At 44.5% G+C, this 16,881-nt stretch carries 13 protein-coding genes and 1 pseudogene; 5 read left to right on the top strand and 9 right to left on the bottom strand.

Annotation, left to right across the window (positions count from 1 at the left end; all coding sequences use genetic code 11):
* The first annotated feature begins 701 nt into the window (after positions 1–701).
* Complete coding sequence (locus SSED_RS13425) at positions 702–1,910, top strand: porin (protein WP_012142897.1); 1,209 nt, start codon at positions 702–704, stop codon at positions 1,908–1,910.
* Positions 1,911–2,378: 468 nt separating this feature from the next.
* On the opposite strand, the pseudogene SSED_RS13420 reads toward SSED_RS13425, so the two are convergent.
* Positions 2,379–2,630, bottom strand: a pseudogene (locus SSED_RS13420) (phosphoribosylaminoimidazolesuccinocarboxamide synthase); the annotation flags it as partial.
* A 134-nt stretch (positions 2,631–2,764) separates the two neighbouring features.
* Here SSED_RS13420 and SSED_RS13415 point away from each other — a divergent pair.
* The 3 genes from SSED_RS13415 to SSED_RS13405 are packed head-to-tail and all read left to right on the top strand — an operon-like array spanning position 2,765 to position 9,000.
* Positions 2,765–4,360, top strand: a complete 1,596-nt coding sequence (locus SSED_RS13415) for a lipase family protein (RefSeq protein ID WP_012142895.1) — start codon at positions 2,765–2,767, stop codon at positions 4,358–4,360.
* On the top strand, positions 4,347–8,438 hold the full coding sequence (locus SSED_RS13410; RefSeq protein WP_012142894.1) for an Ig-like domain-containing protein: 4,092 nt from the start codon (positions 4,347–4,349) through the stop codon (positions 8,436–8,438). Before SSED_RS13415 ends, SSED_RS13410 begins: the two co-directional genes overlap by 14 nt.
* Positions 8,431–9,000 (top strand): hypothetical protein, encoded by a 570-nt coding sequence (locus tag SSED_RS13405; RefSeq protein WP_012142893.1) that lies wholly within the window; start codon positions 8,431–8,433, stop codon positions 8,998–9,000. Before SSED_RS13410 ends, SSED_RS13405 begins: the two co-directional genes overlap by 8 nt.
* Before the next feature lie 105 nt (positions 9,001–9,105).
* On the opposite strand, the gene SSED_RS13400 is transcribed toward SSED_RS13405, so the two are convergent.
* Positions 9,106–10,212: a phosphoribosylaminoimidazolesuccinocarboxamide synthase gene (locus SSED_RS13400; RefSeq protein ID WP_012142892.1), complete on the bottom strand. Its 1,107-nt coding sequence runs from the start codon at positions 10,210–10,212 to the stop codon at positions 9,106–9,108.
* Positions 10,213–10,608: 396 nt separating this feature from the next.
* Between SSED_RS13400 and SSED_RS13395 the strand changes: the two genes are divergently transcribed.
* Positions 10,609–11,352 carry a substrate-binding periplasmic protein gene (locus tag SSED_RS13395; protein ID WP_223295917.1) on the top strand — a complete coding sequence of 248 codons (744 nt, stop codon included), beginning with the start codon at positions 10,609–10,611 and terminating at the stop codon, positions 11,350–11,352.
* An 85-nt stretch (positions 11,353–11,437) separates the two neighbouring features.
* Here SSED_RS13395 and SSED_RS13390 read toward each other — a convergent pair whose 3' ends face one another.
* The 7 genes from SSED_RS13390 to hisB all read right to left on the bottom strand — a co-directional run bounded on the left by SSED_RS13390 (position 11,438) and on the right by hisB (position 16,857).
* Entirely contained in the window at positions 11,438–11,650 is a 213-nt protein-coding gene (locus SSED_RS13390) for a hypothetical protein (RefSeq protein ID WP_012142890.1), read from the bottom strand.
* 149 nt (positions 11,651–11,799) lie between these two features.
* Positions 11,800–12,579, bottom strand: a complete 780-nt coding sequence (locus SSED_RS13385) for a substrate-binding periplasmic protein (RefSeq protein WP_012142889.1) — start codon at positions 12,577–12,579, stop codon at positions 11,800–11,802.
* A 274-nt stretch (positions 12,580–12,853) separates the two neighbouring features.
* Positions 12,854–13,483, bottom strand: a complete 630-nt coding sequence (gene hisIE, locus SSED_RS13380) for a bifunctional phosphoribosyl-AMP cyclohydrolase/phosphoribosyl-ATP diphosphatase HisIE (RefSeq protein WP_012142888.1) — start codon at positions 13,481–13,483, stop codon at positions 12,854–12,856.
* A gap of 75 nt (positions 13,484–13,558) precedes the next feature.
* A complete protein-coding gene (gene hisF, locus SSED_RS13375) occupies positions 13,559–14,332 on the bottom strand; it encodes an imidazole glycerol phosphate synthase subunit HisF (RefSeq protein ID WP_012142887.1) in 774 nt (257 codons plus the stop codon).
* 67 nt (positions 14,333–14,399) lie between these two features.
* Complete coding sequence (gene hisA, locus SSED_RS13370) at positions 14,400–15,140, bottom strand: 1-(5-phosphoribosyl)-5-[(5-phosphoribosylamino)methylideneamino]imidazole-4-carboxamide isomerase (RefSeq protein ID WP_012142886.1); 741 nt, start codon at positions 15,138–15,140, stop codon at positions 14,400–14,402.
* On the bottom strand, positions 15,137–15,793 hold the full coding sequence (gene hisH, locus SSED_RS13365) for an imidazole glycerol phosphate synthase subunit HisH (RefSeq protein ID WP_012142885.1): 657 nt from the start codon (positions 15,791–15,793) through the stop codon (positions 15,137–15,139). The genes hisA and hisH overlap by 4 nt, the downstream gene beginning before the upstream one ends.
* Positions 15,790–16,857, bottom strand: a complete 1,068-nt coding sequence (gene hisB, locus SSED_RS13360; protein WP_012142884.1) for a bifunctional histidinol-phosphatase/imidazoleglycerol-phosphate dehydratase HisB — start codon at positions 16,855–16,857, stop codon at positions 15,790–15,792. The genes hisH and hisB overlap by 4 nt, the downstream gene beginning before the upstream one ends.
* Positions 16,858–16,881 lie beyond the last annotated feature (24 nt).

Here is a 16,881-nt window from a genome sequence, read left to right as displayed (position 1 = left end):
ATATCTGGCAAAACGCGCATGCACATTTAATAAACCTATTATTTAAGCCTCGCTTTAGCAAAGCTATTGATTAATAAGCACTCTACCAGAGTGGTGCTGAAAGAACGAGCACACTCAATCGAAAAGTGCGCATTGATACAAAGGTCTTTCCGAAAGCAATCAGTTAGTGCCATTTATGGATTAGTAAAGGTAGGCCAACTGACTGGTTATTTGCCTGTGCTGCTTACCGCCTGTATCTCACCTTGGGGCATTTCCTTGTTAGCAGCTTAACCAAATGAACCTCAATCGAAGAGATAAATTAACCCAGTGCAGATGCGGCTGCGGACGTTGATGGCATGGATGCCATCGTCGAGCCCACAGGGACTGTGCTTGCGGCGTTTCGCTGAAGTATCTGCACATCCCCCGCCGGGCAGGCGTTAGATAGATATGAAGATGCGGCTGCGAGCTTCGGTAGAGCCCACACGGATTATGCTATCTAAGGGCAAGTTCGGCATATATGTACCCATCCAAATACAAAGTTAAAATTGAACCAAAATAGAAATGCAACCAGCTTCATTCTAAGGTGATGGAGCCTTATTCGGTTGAAGTTGAAGTTAATATTAGAAATAAAGCCTTAAAGGTTAACGCTTTCTGGTGATTTGTTAATACTTTGCTAGTCTCACTAGTAGTAGGGAAACAGGCCATAGAAGGTTTAACACTAGATGAAATACAATTTACTAGCAACGGCTTTAGCTGCCGTAATATTTGCCCCATCAGTTGCGGCAGTCGAAATCTATAAAGATGACAAGAACACAGTGGAGATAGGTGGCTTCATGGACGCACGTGTCATCAATACCCAAGCCGCGACTGAAGTCGTTAACGGCGCGTCACGGATTAACTTAGGTTTCACCCGTGAAATGAGTGATGGGTGGAAAGCGTTCACTAAGCTGGAGTGGGGCGTTAACCCATTCGGTAACAGTGAAATAGTTTATAGCAGTGAGAGTAACTTCGAGTCTAAGAGCGGAGATTTTTTAAATAACCGCCTCGGGTATGTCGGTATTGGCCATGATACGTACGGTACCTTAAGCATAGGTAAGCAGTGGGGCGCTTGGTACGACGTTGTTTATAACACTAACTATGGCTTCGTATGGGACGGCAACGCCGCAGGTGTGTATACCTATAACAAGGCCGATGGTGCGATCAATGGCACAGGTCGCGGTGATAAGGTGGTTCAATACCGTAACAATTTCGGTGATGTGAGCTTCGCACTTCAAGCTCAGCTGAAACACGATATTTTTTATACCTGTGAAGAAGCACAAGATCTCGGCACTGATTGTGAAGAACGTTGGAAGGCTAACGAAGAGTCACAAGAGGTCCATTATGATTACACTTACGGTGGCTCTATTACTTATCTGGCTACAGATAAGCTCACGTTAACCACTGGTGTTAACCGCGGTGAGTTTGAAGTGGCTTTTAATACTGGTGAAATGATAACTGCAACCGATCTTATTTACGGCGTCGGAGCCACCTGGGGAGGCTTCGATAGTGAGGGCTTCTATGCAGCAGCTAACTTCAACAAAAATGAAAATCACGATACCGATAACCTAGGCCGTCTAATTAAAGACTCTTATGGTATCGAATCTCTGTTCTCATATAAGTTTGATAATGGTCTGCGTCCATTTATCTCCTATAACGTCTTAGACGCGGGTAGCGATTACGTTATTCAGCCAAACAGTGCCGATCCAAACGACGTATTTAAGCGTCAGTTCATCGTTGCAGGCCTGCACTATGTTTGGGATGTGAACACAGTGCTGTATGTAGAAGCACGTAAAGATTACAGTGATTTTACCAGTGATGACAAGGATATCGAGGCGAAAATGTCTCTCTCGGAAGATGATGGTGTAGCCGTAGGTATCAGATACACGCTCTAAGTGAATCGACACGTTAACATGCAATTGTAAGCATATAAATAATGCCGAAAATGCCCCCCACATTTTCGGCATTTACACATAAGTTCCAAGACGTATAGGTATCGGAGCAAACTTCGAAACTTTTATTCGAAGAAATAAATAACCAGGTGTAGATGCACATCCCTACGCAGGGAAGCGATAAATAACAATGAAGGTACAACCTTCAACAAACTTGCCTGTACCAACAATCTACATAGAAAATGTAATCAGTCTTCATTCGAAGACTCGCTAACTTTGGGTGACTCTCGATATTAAAAAGGGACTTAAAAGGGAGGAGGTTCACCTACGATCCAGAATCTCTTTGGTAAGAAAAAAGCCGCAGCTTCATTTGCATGACGCTGCGGCTTATTATCATTATTTTGCTTTAGAACACTTCAACTTTACTTGCTCTACTTAACTCCACCAGAGCTGGACTCTGTTCAGGCAAGCTTAGTCGGCAATCAGCTGATATTCATTGCGTAGAATATCGATGATCTCTTGCTTAGGGTTCTCGCTGATAGCCAGCTTCTCACCAATCACTTTCTCGGCAATACCCACATAAGTGGCTGAGGTATCCAGCATGACCGATTGCGGTAGCTTATTATCGGCTGCCAGTGCGAAACGCTCAGGCATACGCTCTTTGTTAAGCAGGATATCCGAGTCCGGGAAATGGTTGAGTAGCCACTGTCTGAAGCCCTCTTTGAGTAGTTTCCTGTAGAGATCGATATCTGAGTGGGGGGGAACTGATATTATGTGTACATTAGGCTTTGTGAATTGACAATGAATCAACTAAGACCTAGGCTGAAATCTAGCCACAATAATACAAGGATGTATTTATGCTTAGAATAACAGCCCTGTTAACTGCCATTTTGTTTCCTGCCTATGTACTTGCAAACGCCGATTTTCCTTCACATGTTGGAAAATCGCCATTTAGTTTTGACAAAAATAATATTCCTTCAAATACTTTTGTCGTCTCGGATAAAGGCCAAGACAATGATGTTTACCTTAAGCGAGATGACTCAAAGATATTTGATTATCAATTTAGTTTGAAAATAGATCGTTATGTTGGGGATATAACCAAGCTAAAAGAGAATAAGTTGATATCAGAGAAGTTCGTAATATCAATGCCAGTGTTCGATGTTGACAACGAATCAGCTTTGGAAGACTGCGATTATGACGGTGAGCCTGATCAGTTAACTCCCGAAGTCGATGAGGTGTATTTTAACGGAGAAAAAATTGGAGTGTTGTCAGGATCTAATGAGTTATGGGTACAAAATAGATTCGAACTGGACATTTCTAAACTAAACCTCCCTACCTCTCAAGGTGAAGTTAGTGAAAACGTAGTACAGATAAGAATTGATGCTGGCAATGAATTTGTGGAGCTCAGCTCTGGAAAAATTGGCTGTCAGAAATGGGCGGTTGAAATTGATTATGTCACTCTGGAGTATGAAGTCGTAGACCCGGTACTATTGATTGTCGGACTTGGCGGTAGTCCTGACGTTATGACAAGTGCTCAAAGTAATTACATAGGGTTAATGGATAAGTTAGGTATTCCATACCAAATAGCCTCTCATGACCTCTCTGCTCAGATTGATAGCTGCATCGATGGGGGAACTCCATCTTTTATTGAGCATGGACGAAACGTTAGGAGTGTAGCGGTTGAATTTTCGGAGACATTGAAAACCAACGAATTTAATTTGATAGCCCACTCTAAAGGCGGGCTTGATTCAAGATGGTTTATCAAGAATATTAATGCCGAGCCTTTATCTGTTTCCGTGGGGTTGATGGATAACAGTGTTGTGAAAAATGCCTTGGCTGTTAATTCACTCGTTACTCATAGCACTCCTCATTATGGCACCGTGGTTGCGGATGCAATCGATTATAACCAAATATTCCATGAATTTATAAATATAGCAACTAAAGCCATTCTTACAGACATTTGTGACTTAAAAACGGATACGGCGACAGAATTTACTAGACGCCATCAAATACCCAAAGGAATAAAATACCTCGCCATCGGCGCAAACATAGATGCTGATAAGGATGGTAAAGTTGACTGGGTGGAAAATCTGCACAATCAACTTCCTTCAAGAATACTGGCGACGAAAACTTTTCTAAAGATTAGGGACGTAAAAGAATACATTGTTGAGGAAGAATATGCCGATCTGTATTGGCCTCAACAAAATCCTCCCCTAACAATACCTGTGTTCACCTCTGTGGTTAATGATGAGCCGCAATTTAATGACTCCCTAGTAAGCTTAAAAAGTGCCATCCCAATGGATGCAACAAAAACCGTTGCAACCATTGGTAATCATAACACTGTGCTTCGTGCAAATCCTTATGGGGACATTTGGACAGGGGCGCAAGACATAGTCAGAGAGGAGGTGTTAACTGGAATGCTGAAATGGAGTGTTGGCAATGAAAATAACTAAATATATATTAGTAGCAATATTACTTTTATTGCCTTTCCTATCTGAGGCCGCGACGCCGTTGCAACAGTTGCGTATAAACAAAGACGCGACGGTGCTAAATGGCGAGTTCAGTACCTCATTTGATGTACCTAAAAGCGAAAGCATTACTGTGATCATTCCCAATGTTGAGGGCTTTCAAACCAGCGCTATTAGCCTTATTAGCCCTGATAATGAAGTGATCACTGAAAATAATGCTGCTTTATATGGTGTCGATATAATAGAGTTCGCACCGGTAACCAGTGAAGAGCATTTTATCGCGTTAACCAACAGTTGGATTGTTGAAATAACAGATGCCAAGGCGGGTCAATATACCATAAAAGGCTTGACCACATCCGCACACCCCAAAATACCGGTAAGCGTTCAGGTTAATGATTCGAATATATTGTTTCATTTAACGATAGGCGAGTCTTCAGTTAATACAATGGTTAACCGCTTTATGCCGATTTCAGTTTTTTTAGCTGAAAGTGGATTGCCCCATACTCAAGGAAGGGTGACTATTGAGATATCGAAGGATGGAGTTATCCTTCAGCAAGTGACAACTCATGATGACGGTACTGCCTCGGACTATTCGGCGAATGATGGTTTGTACTCGACGTTATTTAAACCTTTATCCACGGGTATATATAATTTGTCTGTGCATATTACAGGAATCAATAGAAATGGAGAGAAATTTGAGGCTAGCCTTTCATCTAGGTTCAAAGTGAATATTGAAAATATCTACATCACCGACACATATTCTGAAGATGTGTCAGATAAAGATGGTGATGGATATAGTGATGCGTTGATTTTAAACTTTGAAACAGGGGGAGAGTTTCCAGCTACCGGCCGTTTTACTTATAGCGTTACGTTGGGGCTTGGTGATGAAGGTAATTTAGTTCATTACGGCAGTATTGATGCGTCAGAAAAGAAAATTTATGCCAAAATTGATGGAAAAAAAATTCGGAGCTTTAATTACTCTGGAGAGTTTAAAATTAAAAATTTGGCAATCGAATATGGTGACCAGTATATTCAATGGAGTGGTTCGCTAGCTAATACCGCATTTTATGATAATGACTCTTGGGAACGTGATGATTTACTCTATCTAGGCAATGTGACTTTCGACCACATCGACAGCGCAGATAATCGTTTCATTGATATGATAGACGTGTCCTTCGATGTTGATTCACTGCCGGCTGAAAAATTTGGATACTCTACAATAGTCACTACGGTGAGCGGTGAACATGTCGGTGCCTACGGAGAACCAAGCATTGATTTAAGCCAAGGGATTAACACTGTAACATTTTCTATCCCAGCATCTGATTTTTCAAAACTACAATCAAATACAGCATTAAAGATAAAAAATTTATTGATGTACCCCCTGATAAAGGGGGGCAATGTCATATCGAAAAAGAATGTGGCCACCAGTTTGTCATATTCGTGTTGGGATTTTTCAGGTTGCTCAGCGGCTGACAATGCGATTCCGGTTGCAGTAGACGATGAAGTTACTTCTCTTGGAAAGGCGATGTACATAAATGTTGCTCAAAATGACCTTGATGATGACGGTGATCTGCTCAAGGTCAATTCAGTCACTTCCGCTCAACATGGGGTCGCTGAAGTAGTGGGTAATGCCATTCAATATACACCAACGATAGATTTTGAAGGTGAAGATGTTTTCCAATATGAGCTAATTGACCTTCATCCAAAAAATAATATTTGGAAGGGCGGTTCAGCACTAGGTACGGTACGCGTATTAGTGAAACCCAACCATGAACCCGTCGCGAATGCAGATGCTTATCATGTTCCTGAAGGCATCACGACCTATTTTAAAGTCTTGGACAATGATTTAGACATAGATGGAGACGGATTATATATTTCATCTTACTCTGAGGCGATGCATGGAACCATTACCAATTATGGTAATCAATTGGGGTATACACCAGTTCAGGGCTATGTTGGTGCTGATAGCTTTACATATACAATTATGGACTTTGATGTAGCTACTAATGTGACTAAAGGTGGATCGGCGACTTCGCAGGTATCTATTGAGGTTGGAAATCTTATTAATGATGATCCTATTGCGATGAATGATAGCTATTCATTAACACCAGGCACCCAATCCACACTAGATGTATTGCAGAATGATTCGGATTTGGACAATGATTCTCTGAGAATAAGCGTTTACTCCTTACCCGCTAAAGGGACAATAGATGTTACTGATAAACTCATTACCTATAATGCCAATATTGATGCCAATGGCACTGATTCGTTCGCCTATTCTATTACGGACGGTAAAGGAGGGAGTGCGACTGCTATTGTTACGATTACCTTTGTTCTCGAAAATAATCCTGCTGTAGCCGTTAATGATAATGTTGAGGTACCAAAGAATACTTCACTAGCTATCAATGTTCTTAGTAATGATTACGACGTAGAGGGCGATAGTTACAGCATCGTCCGTTTCACCCAGCCTTTCAACGGTTCAGTCGTCAGAGGTTTAGGAGATGAGCTGATCTACACACCGGAGACTGACTTCATTGGAGATGAGGGTTTTAGCTATACTATCCAAGACGTTCAGGGAAACCTTTCGACTGCCCTAGTGCACTTAACCGTTTTAAATGATGAACCACTCGTCATCGCTAATGACGACACAGTGAAATTGTTTATTAACACATCCGTTGAAATTGATGTGTTGAGTAACGATACTATCGAGTCTACGGGGTCGTTAAGCATTGCTAGCTTTTCACAGCCCGAAAATGGATTAGTAAATCTGTCAAATGGTAAGTTCACCTATATTCCTAACACTGATTTTCATGGTACAGATGAGTTTACTTATTCGATTAGCGACAATTTGGGAAACTCGGATGTAGCTGCTGTATTTATCTCTGTCGACACAGTTAACTCTTCACCAACAGCCGTTAAGGATGTTGCATTTACACAGCTAAATGTTGGTGTGAGCATCGATGTGTTGTCAAATGACTATGATGTGGATAATGAATCTATTGAATTAATTAGTTTTGAGCAGGGGCAATACGGTAGCACAGAGTTGTCTGGGAACAATATAGTCTATCAACCCAAAGATGATTTTGTTGGTGAGGATGCATTTACTTATCTAATTTCCGATCCATCAGGTGCGGAGTCGGAAGGATTTGTGACTGTAAGTGTCCTTGATAATAATGAAGCTCCTTTAGCCCAAGATGATTCTACTGAGGTGTACCAAGGTAGGAGTATTATTGTCGATGTCCTTTTGAATGATGTTGACCCAAATGATGATCTTTTGTTTATCACTTCAATTTCTGAGCCTTCAAATGGTAGTGCCGTAATTGAGAACAATAAAATAAAATATACGGCTCCTTTTGATTTTGTCGAAAATGTTGAGGTTATATATATAGTTTCAGATGGAAAATTGACCTCGTCAGCCAGTCTAATGATTTCGGTGCAGCCTACTGTCAACACTGCACCAAGTGTTGAAATTGTGAATCCGGTAGATGAACAACGTTTTACATTTGGTTCTTTAATTCACCTTACCGGTAAAGCATGGGATGAAGAGGATGGCGAGCTAAGCGATAAAATTTCATGGGGTTCGAATATCGATGGAGAGCTAGGCGTAGGGGGTGAAAAAGATGTGTTACTGTCACCTGGCCAACATACAATAACAGCGACCATCATTGACAACCAGCAGAATACATCTTCCACGTCGGTGACTATTTTTATAGAGGAGTTATCCGGACAAACATATTCCAACAATACTGAATACAACATACCAGATAATAGAGGTTATGGTGTGACGTCGAACATTACAGTACCCGTTGATATATATTCAACAACCATCACTGTCACAGCTAGGATATCACATCCAATGTTAGCTGATATTGCGGTTCAATTAATATCACCAACAGGTAAGCATTATAATTTGGTGAACCCGGGCAAGTATATATCTAATGAGAATTGGCATATAGACTTAAGACAAGTTGAAACAGCTAAAGGCGTTTGGGCGCTCAAGATCAGCGATCAAAAAAGAGAAAATATTGGCACATTAAAACAATGGAGGATTCAGTTTGATTAAGTTCAGGATATTGGAGGTGCTGTTCTCGCTGTTATTTGGGGCCGCACTGTTTTATTGTGCTGCACCCGCAGATAAAGGTAATTCTTTCTTCCCGATTTTATTAGAACTTAAGCCGCTCTTGATATGTTTTGGTATCTGGTTGGTGTTATCCGGTTTAATTGCATCACATTTTGTGTTGGCTAAATGGTCGTGGATGTTGTTTTTTGGGTTCATCGGTATGTTGATTGTAGTGAGTCTTTTCCCTATCAGAACAAGGTTATACTACCCTCCTCAAAAGGTGGTTACTGCGGCGACAGAATATTTGGACGGCAACAATTATCTATATACCGAGATTGAAGCAATCCGAAGGGAAAGAGAATTATTTGATCCTTTTAGGCCTCATTATTGGCGTTTTGTAGTGCGTGGCGAGAGGTTACCCAGTGAAATAAGGCCTGAGATTTTATTGGATCAAAGAAAGGTTGGGGATTTTTATGTGTATGTTAGAGAATCCTTCTGGGGAACTCTGGATATTAAAAGGGGGAGGCGTACGTGGGAGCCAGAATCTCTTTGGCAAGAGGAATAAGCCGCAATTTCACTTGCATGAAGTTGCGGCTTATTTTGCTTTAGAGCATTTCAACTTTATTGGCTTTACTTAACTGCACTCAAGCTGGACTCTGTTCAGGCAAGCTTAGTCGGCAATCAGCTGATATTCATTGCGCAGAATATCGATGATCTCTTGCTTAGGGTTCTCGCTGATAGTCAGCTTCTCACCGATCACTTTCTCGGCAATGCCCACATAGGTGTTAGAGATATCCATCATGACCGATTGGGGTAGCTTATTATCCGCTGCCAGGGCGAAACGCTCAGGCATACGCTCCTTGTTGAGCAGGATATCCGAGTCCGGGAAGTGGTTGAGTAGCCACTGTCTGAAGCCTTCTTTAGACTTCTCGATTATCTGACCGTCGCGGTGAGCCGGGCCATCCCAGATGCGTGAGCTGTCTGGTGTGCCCACTTCATCCATATAGATGAGCTTCTCTTTACCGTCGGCGCCATTGACGTAGCCAAATTCAAACTTGGTATCGATGAAGATCTGATCTTGTGCGGCCAGTGCATCACTGATGACACCGAAGCCCTCTTTGAGTAGCTTTTCGTAGAGATCGATATCTGAAGCATTGTGGAAGTTAAAGCCTTCCAGATGACGTTCGAGATCGCTGCGTGATACGTTGACATCGTCCGCTTCCGGTACGCCTTCGAGACCCGTCAGCACGCCTTTCGTCGATGGTGTGATCAGCAGCTCGGGCAGCTTTTGATCTTTCTCTAACCCCTCAGGCAGAGTGATGCCACAAAACTCACGTTCGCCTTTGGTGTAGGCGCGCCACATTGAGCCAGTGATGTACTGTCTTGCAATGGCTTCTACCATGACAGGTTGCGCTTTTTGGACTATCCAGACGAATGGGTGTGGCACATCTAGGATATGGCTGTCGGCTAAGCCTTTCTCTTTAAACAGCTTAAACCAGTGGTTTGAGATAGCATTTAGCGCCGCACCTTTACCGGGAACACCGTTGAGGCCATCTTCACCTTGCCAGATACAATCGAATGCAGAGATCCGGTCGCTGATCACCATGATAGCAAGAGGCGTATTGGCTGGGACGTCGTAACCTTTGTCTTTAATAAGACGTGCGCTGTCTTGCTCTGTGAGCCAGTAAACGCTGCGAACTTTACCTGAATGAACGGCCTTATCTGTGCGGATAGGAAGATCATCATTAACTGCTAGAACTTTATTTGAGAGATTCATAGGGTACTATTTTTTTATTGGATGATTTCGGCGGGAATTGTAGCAGAACTTATATTTTCCAACACTATGTTAATCGGTGAATTGTCTGTTCTTATATGCGTCTAAATGGTGATTTTTACAGACGTTATCAGTAGCGATCTTCATATTAGGTGCAGAGTCGTAGCACTCACGCTTTTCACAGACTATCTTTACTGTGTAGAACGATATCAGGCGAGTTATAATTTGTTGATAATTGACGGGATTGGGACGTGGGCAAAACCAGTTAAAGGGATCATTTTATTTTATGGATATTTGCGCCAGCACGCTGAGCATTGAGGCATGATGACATCTGTTAAGTACCTTTTATTATTCATAACTTTATATCTGGGAGTTTGCCCAGGCCTAAAGGTGTGGGCTGTGGTTAGTGAGCCTGACAGTTCATCGTCGCTGGTTTTTGTGACCAGCCCTTATGAGCCTTATGTTATCGACGATGAGGGCAGGGCGAGCGGGATATTTCCCGATATTATTCGCGCCGTTTTTAGAGGAAGTAATATACGACCTGAATTTGAGTTTCTACCTTGGTTGAGGGGAGAGCACGAGGTTCAGGCCGGAAAGGCGTTTGCTACGTTCCCCTATCTGAAGACAAAAGCCAGAGTCGAGACTTTCGGGTTTTCGGGACCGATTATCTATTTCTTTCCTAAGTTTTTCTATAACCGATCTCGTTTCCCCGATGGATTCGAGTGGCAGGCACTCACAGATTTCAAGGGATATAAAATCGGTGGCGTGCGGGGGTATTGGTATGAACAAGATTTTAAAGATGCCGAGTTGACGACGCTTTATGTCACCTCTGATAGGCAAAATATTGAGATGTTACGCATTAAACGTATCGATTTTACCCTTATCGATGAACTTGTCGGCTGGAACCTGATTAGAAGAACTGCACCGTCTTACATCGGTACTTATGCGGTTGCGGCCAAGGCTGAAAGTAGCGCCGCCTTTCATATTATGATCTCACCCGATTACCCGGAAGGAGACAAGCTCACACTGCAACTGAATATGGGATTCAAGCGAATACAGCAAAGCGGAGAATACCAAGAGATACTGGAGAGGTATCACGTTCCCGCCGATTACTCGGTAACTCAAACATTAAGCGCTCATTAACTCGCTAAACATGGGCAAGTAATTGGTTGCTAAAATTTTATAAACGAATAAAACAACCTGTTTTTTTATTCTTATTTATAAGCCGTTATGATTCTCTTTCTAGTTTTTTACTCTTTCGTGACCAATACCAACAATACAACCAGCTTGCAGGGAAAAATAGAAAACTGAGCAGGAATGTATAAAATCCTACGAGTGGTAAATTATCTGATTTACCTTTTGCAAACCTCAAAGTTAGATACATCATAACTAAGAAGTTGATGAAAACAACCTGCCCTACAATCGTTGCATTTATGTTCATTTATGAATCCTTATACTTGGCTGTGAATTGAGTTATAACGTCGCTATTTCGGGATGAGTTTCGCAACATTGCTTTGTTAGGTTGTTTTTCAGCCTATCTTTAACAGCCATTTTTTCAATTTTATATTCACCCTATTCACCCTATTCACCCTATTCACCTATGTATGAATGTATGATCTTATCGATTCGATGGCTTTGTTTCAGTTTTAACACCTGCAGATCCACTTCTTCGATAAGTTGTGCGGGTACGGCGTCGCTGAATGAGAGATATATCGGATAGGGGGCGATAACCTTAGCAAAGTCGACTAAGGTAAACTCATTGCGATTTAATCCAGCGCTGTTGATGGTATAGAGGGCTCGGGTTTTCATGGCGACAAAGCCTATGCCGCGGCCGGTTTCTACCGCCTTGAGCGCGTTTTCGTGGCTGTTAACCTCAACCTTGAACACCAGGCCAGCCTTGATGTATCTGTCGAGTCCCGGGTAGGTAAAGCCTTTGAGAGTAATGATGGTTTTACCAAACAGATCATCGACTCGGTTTACAGGGAATGCCGAATCATCTTTCGTGACAAGCACATGAGAGACATCGAACAATTTATTTTTCGACAGGCGTTTGTTTTGTGCCTCTTCGCCGTGAATCGTTTGCCAGGCCGGTGAGCCATAGCTTATCCATCTGGGTGTGTGTTGTGGATCCATCATCAGGATATATCGCTTAAACGGGTAGGCGAGTGTAGTGATCTCTACTTCGCTCTCTTTAAGAGATGCATATACGATGTCACTGATTATCCCCTGATGCATAGGTTCAGTATGATTAACTTTTTGATTAACGATCTGGAAGGGCTCGGCTTGATTCGATATGACAAGGTAGGTGAGTGTCTCGGCTTGGGCTTGATTGCTCGATAGCTGGGATAGTATGAGGAGTGTGAGCAGCAAGGGCCAGATTGTTTTAAGGGAGATGATAAGCCAATTCCTTTTACGGCTGTGTTACTGCTTTTGTTTCAGCTTTTCGTTCCAGCTTTTGACTTAATGCTGTTGCGTAACGCGTTTACAACTTTTTCATAAGTCATTTTATACTCCTTTTTTATTATTTTGCAGGTGGTTTATTAAAACTTTACGGTTTTATTTCAATGAAGGATATAAAAAGAGCACCCGAGGTGCTCTTATTCTGTAACCTTGAAACTGCTCTTCGAACATTCGCCCTTAAGGCTTAGCTCTGGCTCGCCTTGTTATGACGTTTGAGTAGGTTTCTGGTGATGTCTGCCAACTCCAGATCCTGATCTTCGAGCAGTACCAATAGGTGATAGATAAGATCGGACGCTTCATCTATCAATTCAGGTTTATCATTGGTCGCCGCGGCCAAGGCCGTTTCCAGCCCCTCTTCACCGACTTTTTGAGCGATACGCTTAGTACCGCGTTCAAACAGGTAAGCGGTGTAACTAGACTCAGGATCTTCACCTTTACGTGATGCGATTAAGTGTGACAGGTTATCGATAAAGGTATGGGCGTTACCGTCCGGCCAGCAACTTTCGGTCTGCAGGTGGCAGGTAGGGCCATTGGGTATAACCTGTACCAAGAGGCTGTCGTTGTCACAATCTTTATCGATGGCGATAAGCTCGAGGGTGTTGCCGGAGGTTTCCCCTTTAGTCCACAACCGCTCCTTGCTGCGGCTGAAGAAGGTGACGCTTTTCGTCTCTATGGTTTTGGCCAGGGCGGCCCTGTCCATGTAGCCCAGCATAAGGACTTTCCCCGTGAGGTGGTTTTGTACCACGGCTGGAATGAGTCCCGCTTGTTTTTCCCAGTCGAGCTGGCTTGATAATTGTTCTGCGGTCACTGTCATGTCAGGTTTCCTGTTACTTTTCCCTATATCAATATCAACATCAACATCAATAAAGAGAAGAGCCGATAATTTGGGTTAGCGCCTGATGGCGATACTGTTTTCAAAAAGATAGTTTTTAAGCTCGCCGATGTCGATGATACCTTTATGGAACACGCTGGCGGCAAGGGCAGCATCTACTCTGGCAATTTCGAATACATCTTTAAAGTGAGCCATGGTGCCTGCTCCGCCTGAGGCGATAAGGGGGACATCACAGATCTCACGCACAATAGAGAGCTGCTTGAGATCGTAGCCCTGACGCACACCATCTTGGTTCATGACGTTGAGGACTATCTCACCGCAGCCACGCTTTTGCACTTCCTGTACCCAGTCCTGGGTGAACCACTGGGTGTCCTTGGTCGCCGCCTCATCGCCGGTAAATTGCTTTACCTTGTAGCTGTTGCTCTGTGCATCGAAGTAGGAGTCGATACCTATAACGATACACTGGCGGCCGAACTCATCCTGTAGACGTTCAATTAGGCTGGGATCGGTCAACGCTGGTGAGTTAATCGATATCTTATCGGCACCGAAGGCGAGTTTCTCCCGTGCCTGGGCGATGGTTTTTATGCCTCCGGCGACGCAGAAGGGGATATCGATACGCTCTGCCACCCGGCTTACCCAGGATTTGTCGATCACCCTGTCATGGGCACTAGCGGTAATATCATAAAACACCAGCTCATCGGCGCCCTCTTCGGCGTACCTTGCGGCTAATGGCACGATATCACCGACAATTTCATGATTGCGAAATTGCACACCCTTGACCACTTTGCCCTCTTTAACGTCCAGACAGGGAACGATGCGCTTAGCTAGCATTTAGCTTCTCCTGAAGAGGTGTGTTTGTCATTATTATTGTCATTGTTCGAAACATTCGAGCATGGCGTTATTGTGGATTTGGCCAACATTGGATCGCCTCCCGGACGGTAAAGTTTTCGATTAAGAGTGCTTTACCTATGATGATGCCATCGGCGCCGCTATCTCTGACCGCTGCCACGTCATCGAGTGTGGCGATACCGCCCGAGGCTTGCCAGTTGATATCCGGATAGGCCGCCGCTATCTCACGGTACAAGTCAGTATTGGCGCCTTTCAGCGTGCCGTCGCGGCTGATATCGGTCACTAACGCGTGTTTAAGGCCATAGGGCTTAAAGGCGTCGACGAGAGATTCTAAACTCTTGCCGCCACCGGACTGCCAGCCCGATACCGCGACAATCTTCTCGCCCTGCTCGTTGATATTCACATCTAATGCCAGACAGATGGCATCGGCGCCGTACTTTTTAAACCAGCTCTGTACCAGGGCGGTCTCTTTTACGGCCAGAGATCCGATAACCACACGCTTCACACCGATCTCCAGCAGCTCGGCGAGCTGGGCCTCAGTGCGAATACCACCACCCACCTGAATGTTGGCATCCAGGCCGGAAACCAGCCCAGCGATTAAGCGGGTTTGACGGGCATTGGGATCTTTAGCGCCGGTGAGATCGACAATATGAAGCCAGTTGGCGCCTTGTGCCTCATAGGATTTGAGTTGAGACAGGGGAGAGAGGTCGAAGGTAGTCTTCTGAGCGTAATCGCCCTGATACAGACGTACTACCTGACCCTCGATGAGATCGATTGCTGGAATTATCATGACTTCGGCTCCTGAAGTGCAGCGTCAAGACTGGCTTTGTCTAACGCTAAGAAGTTGCTTAATATTTTTGACCCGATAGCCGCGCTTTTTTCCGGGTGAAACTGTACGCCCATAAAGTTATCTTTGGCGATGGCGGCGCTGAAGGTCTCTCCATATTCACAGCTTGCAATGGTGTAGTCGCTCAGTGGTACCCGGTAGCTATGAACGAAGTAGAGATAGCTGCCTGCCGGGATGCCTGCAAATAACGGGTGCATCGATGGAGAGATCTGGTTCCAGCCCATATGGGGCAAGGGTTGCCCCTGACTGTTGAGCTCCTCGACATCGGTTGGGATAAGGCCCAGACATTCACAGTCGATATCCCGGCCGCCGTGCTCTTTCGATACTTGGGTCATCATCTGCATCCCTAAACAGACGCCCAGCACAGGTTGGGTTAAGCCCTGAATTAACCCGACGAGACTCTTGTCTTTCAACGAGGCCATGGCCGCACCAGCGGTGCCCACGCCGGGCAGCACCACACGGGTTGCGGCCTTAATCAGATCATGATTATCGCTGACGATGACATCGCTGCAGATGCGCTCGAAGGCATAGCGCACCGAGCTTAGATTCGCGCAGCCTGTGTCTATGATAACGGTCGAATTGTCTGCTTGGTTCATAAGACACCTTTACTCGAGGGGAGCAGGTCACCCTCAACCTTAACAGCCTGACGCAGGGTGCGGCCTAAGACTTTATAGAGGCTTTCAACCTTGTGGTGATCGTTATCGCCCAAGGTTTTGAGGTGCAAGGTGCAGCGTAGGCCGTCGGCGAAGGAGCGGAAGAAGTGCGGCACCATCTCGGTGGCCATCTCACCTACCAGTTCGCGTTCAAATTCGCCATCAAACTTGATGAAGGGGCGACCCGACAGGTCGAGCAGACACTCGGCGCTCGCTTCATCCATGGGAATGCTGAAACCAAAGCGTGCGATACCGCGTTTATCACCAAGGGCTTCTCTGATTGCTTCGCCAATTGCCAGCGCCGTATCTTCGACGCTGTGATGATCGTCGATCTCGAGATCGCCGTCGACCTTAACGTCCATCTTGAAGTTACCGTGAGTCGAGATTTGATCCAGCATGTGGTCGAAGAAGCCGATGCCGGTGACTATCTTGCCTTTCTCTTGTGAGTCGAGATCGATAGTGACTCGAATGTCGGTCTCTTTGGTGGTTCTTACCACAGTAGCGCTGCGGTTGCGGTTCAATAGAATATCGGTAACGGCATTCCAGTTGAGGGTCTCAGGGTCGTATTGGAGTCCCTGAATGCCCATGGCATCGGCGAGTCCCATGTCCGTTTCGCGATCGCCAATCACGGCCGATTGAGTGAAGTCTACCTTGCCCTGGGTCAGGTAATCTTTGACCAGCCCGAGTTTTGGTTTGCGACAACTGCAGTTTTCATCGTTAAAGTGAGGACAGATAAGCACTTCATCGAAGATAATGCCCTGGCTGCTTAGGATCTGCATCATCATATCCTGAGGGGCATCGAAGTCATCCTTAGGAAAAGAGGGCGTGCCTAAACCATCTTGGTTACTCACCATGACCAGGCGATAACCGGCATTTTGCAATTTCAGCAGTGCGGGGATCACAGTGGGTTCGAAAACCAGCTTAGCCAGGCTATCCACCTGCTTGTCGGTGACAGGCTCTTCGATGATGGTGCCATCACGGTCGATAAATAATATTTTCTGCTTCATGAACTCTCTACCTTCAATTTGGAT

Origin of the sequence: Shewanella sediminis HAW-EB3 (assembly GCF_000018025.1) — a bacterium.
Taxonomy (GTDB): domain Bacteria; phylum Pseudomonadota; class Gammaproteobacteria; order Enterobacterales; family Shewanellaceae; genus Shewanella; species Shewanella sediminis.
This window is presented reverse-complemented; position numbering and strand designations above follow the sequence as displayed.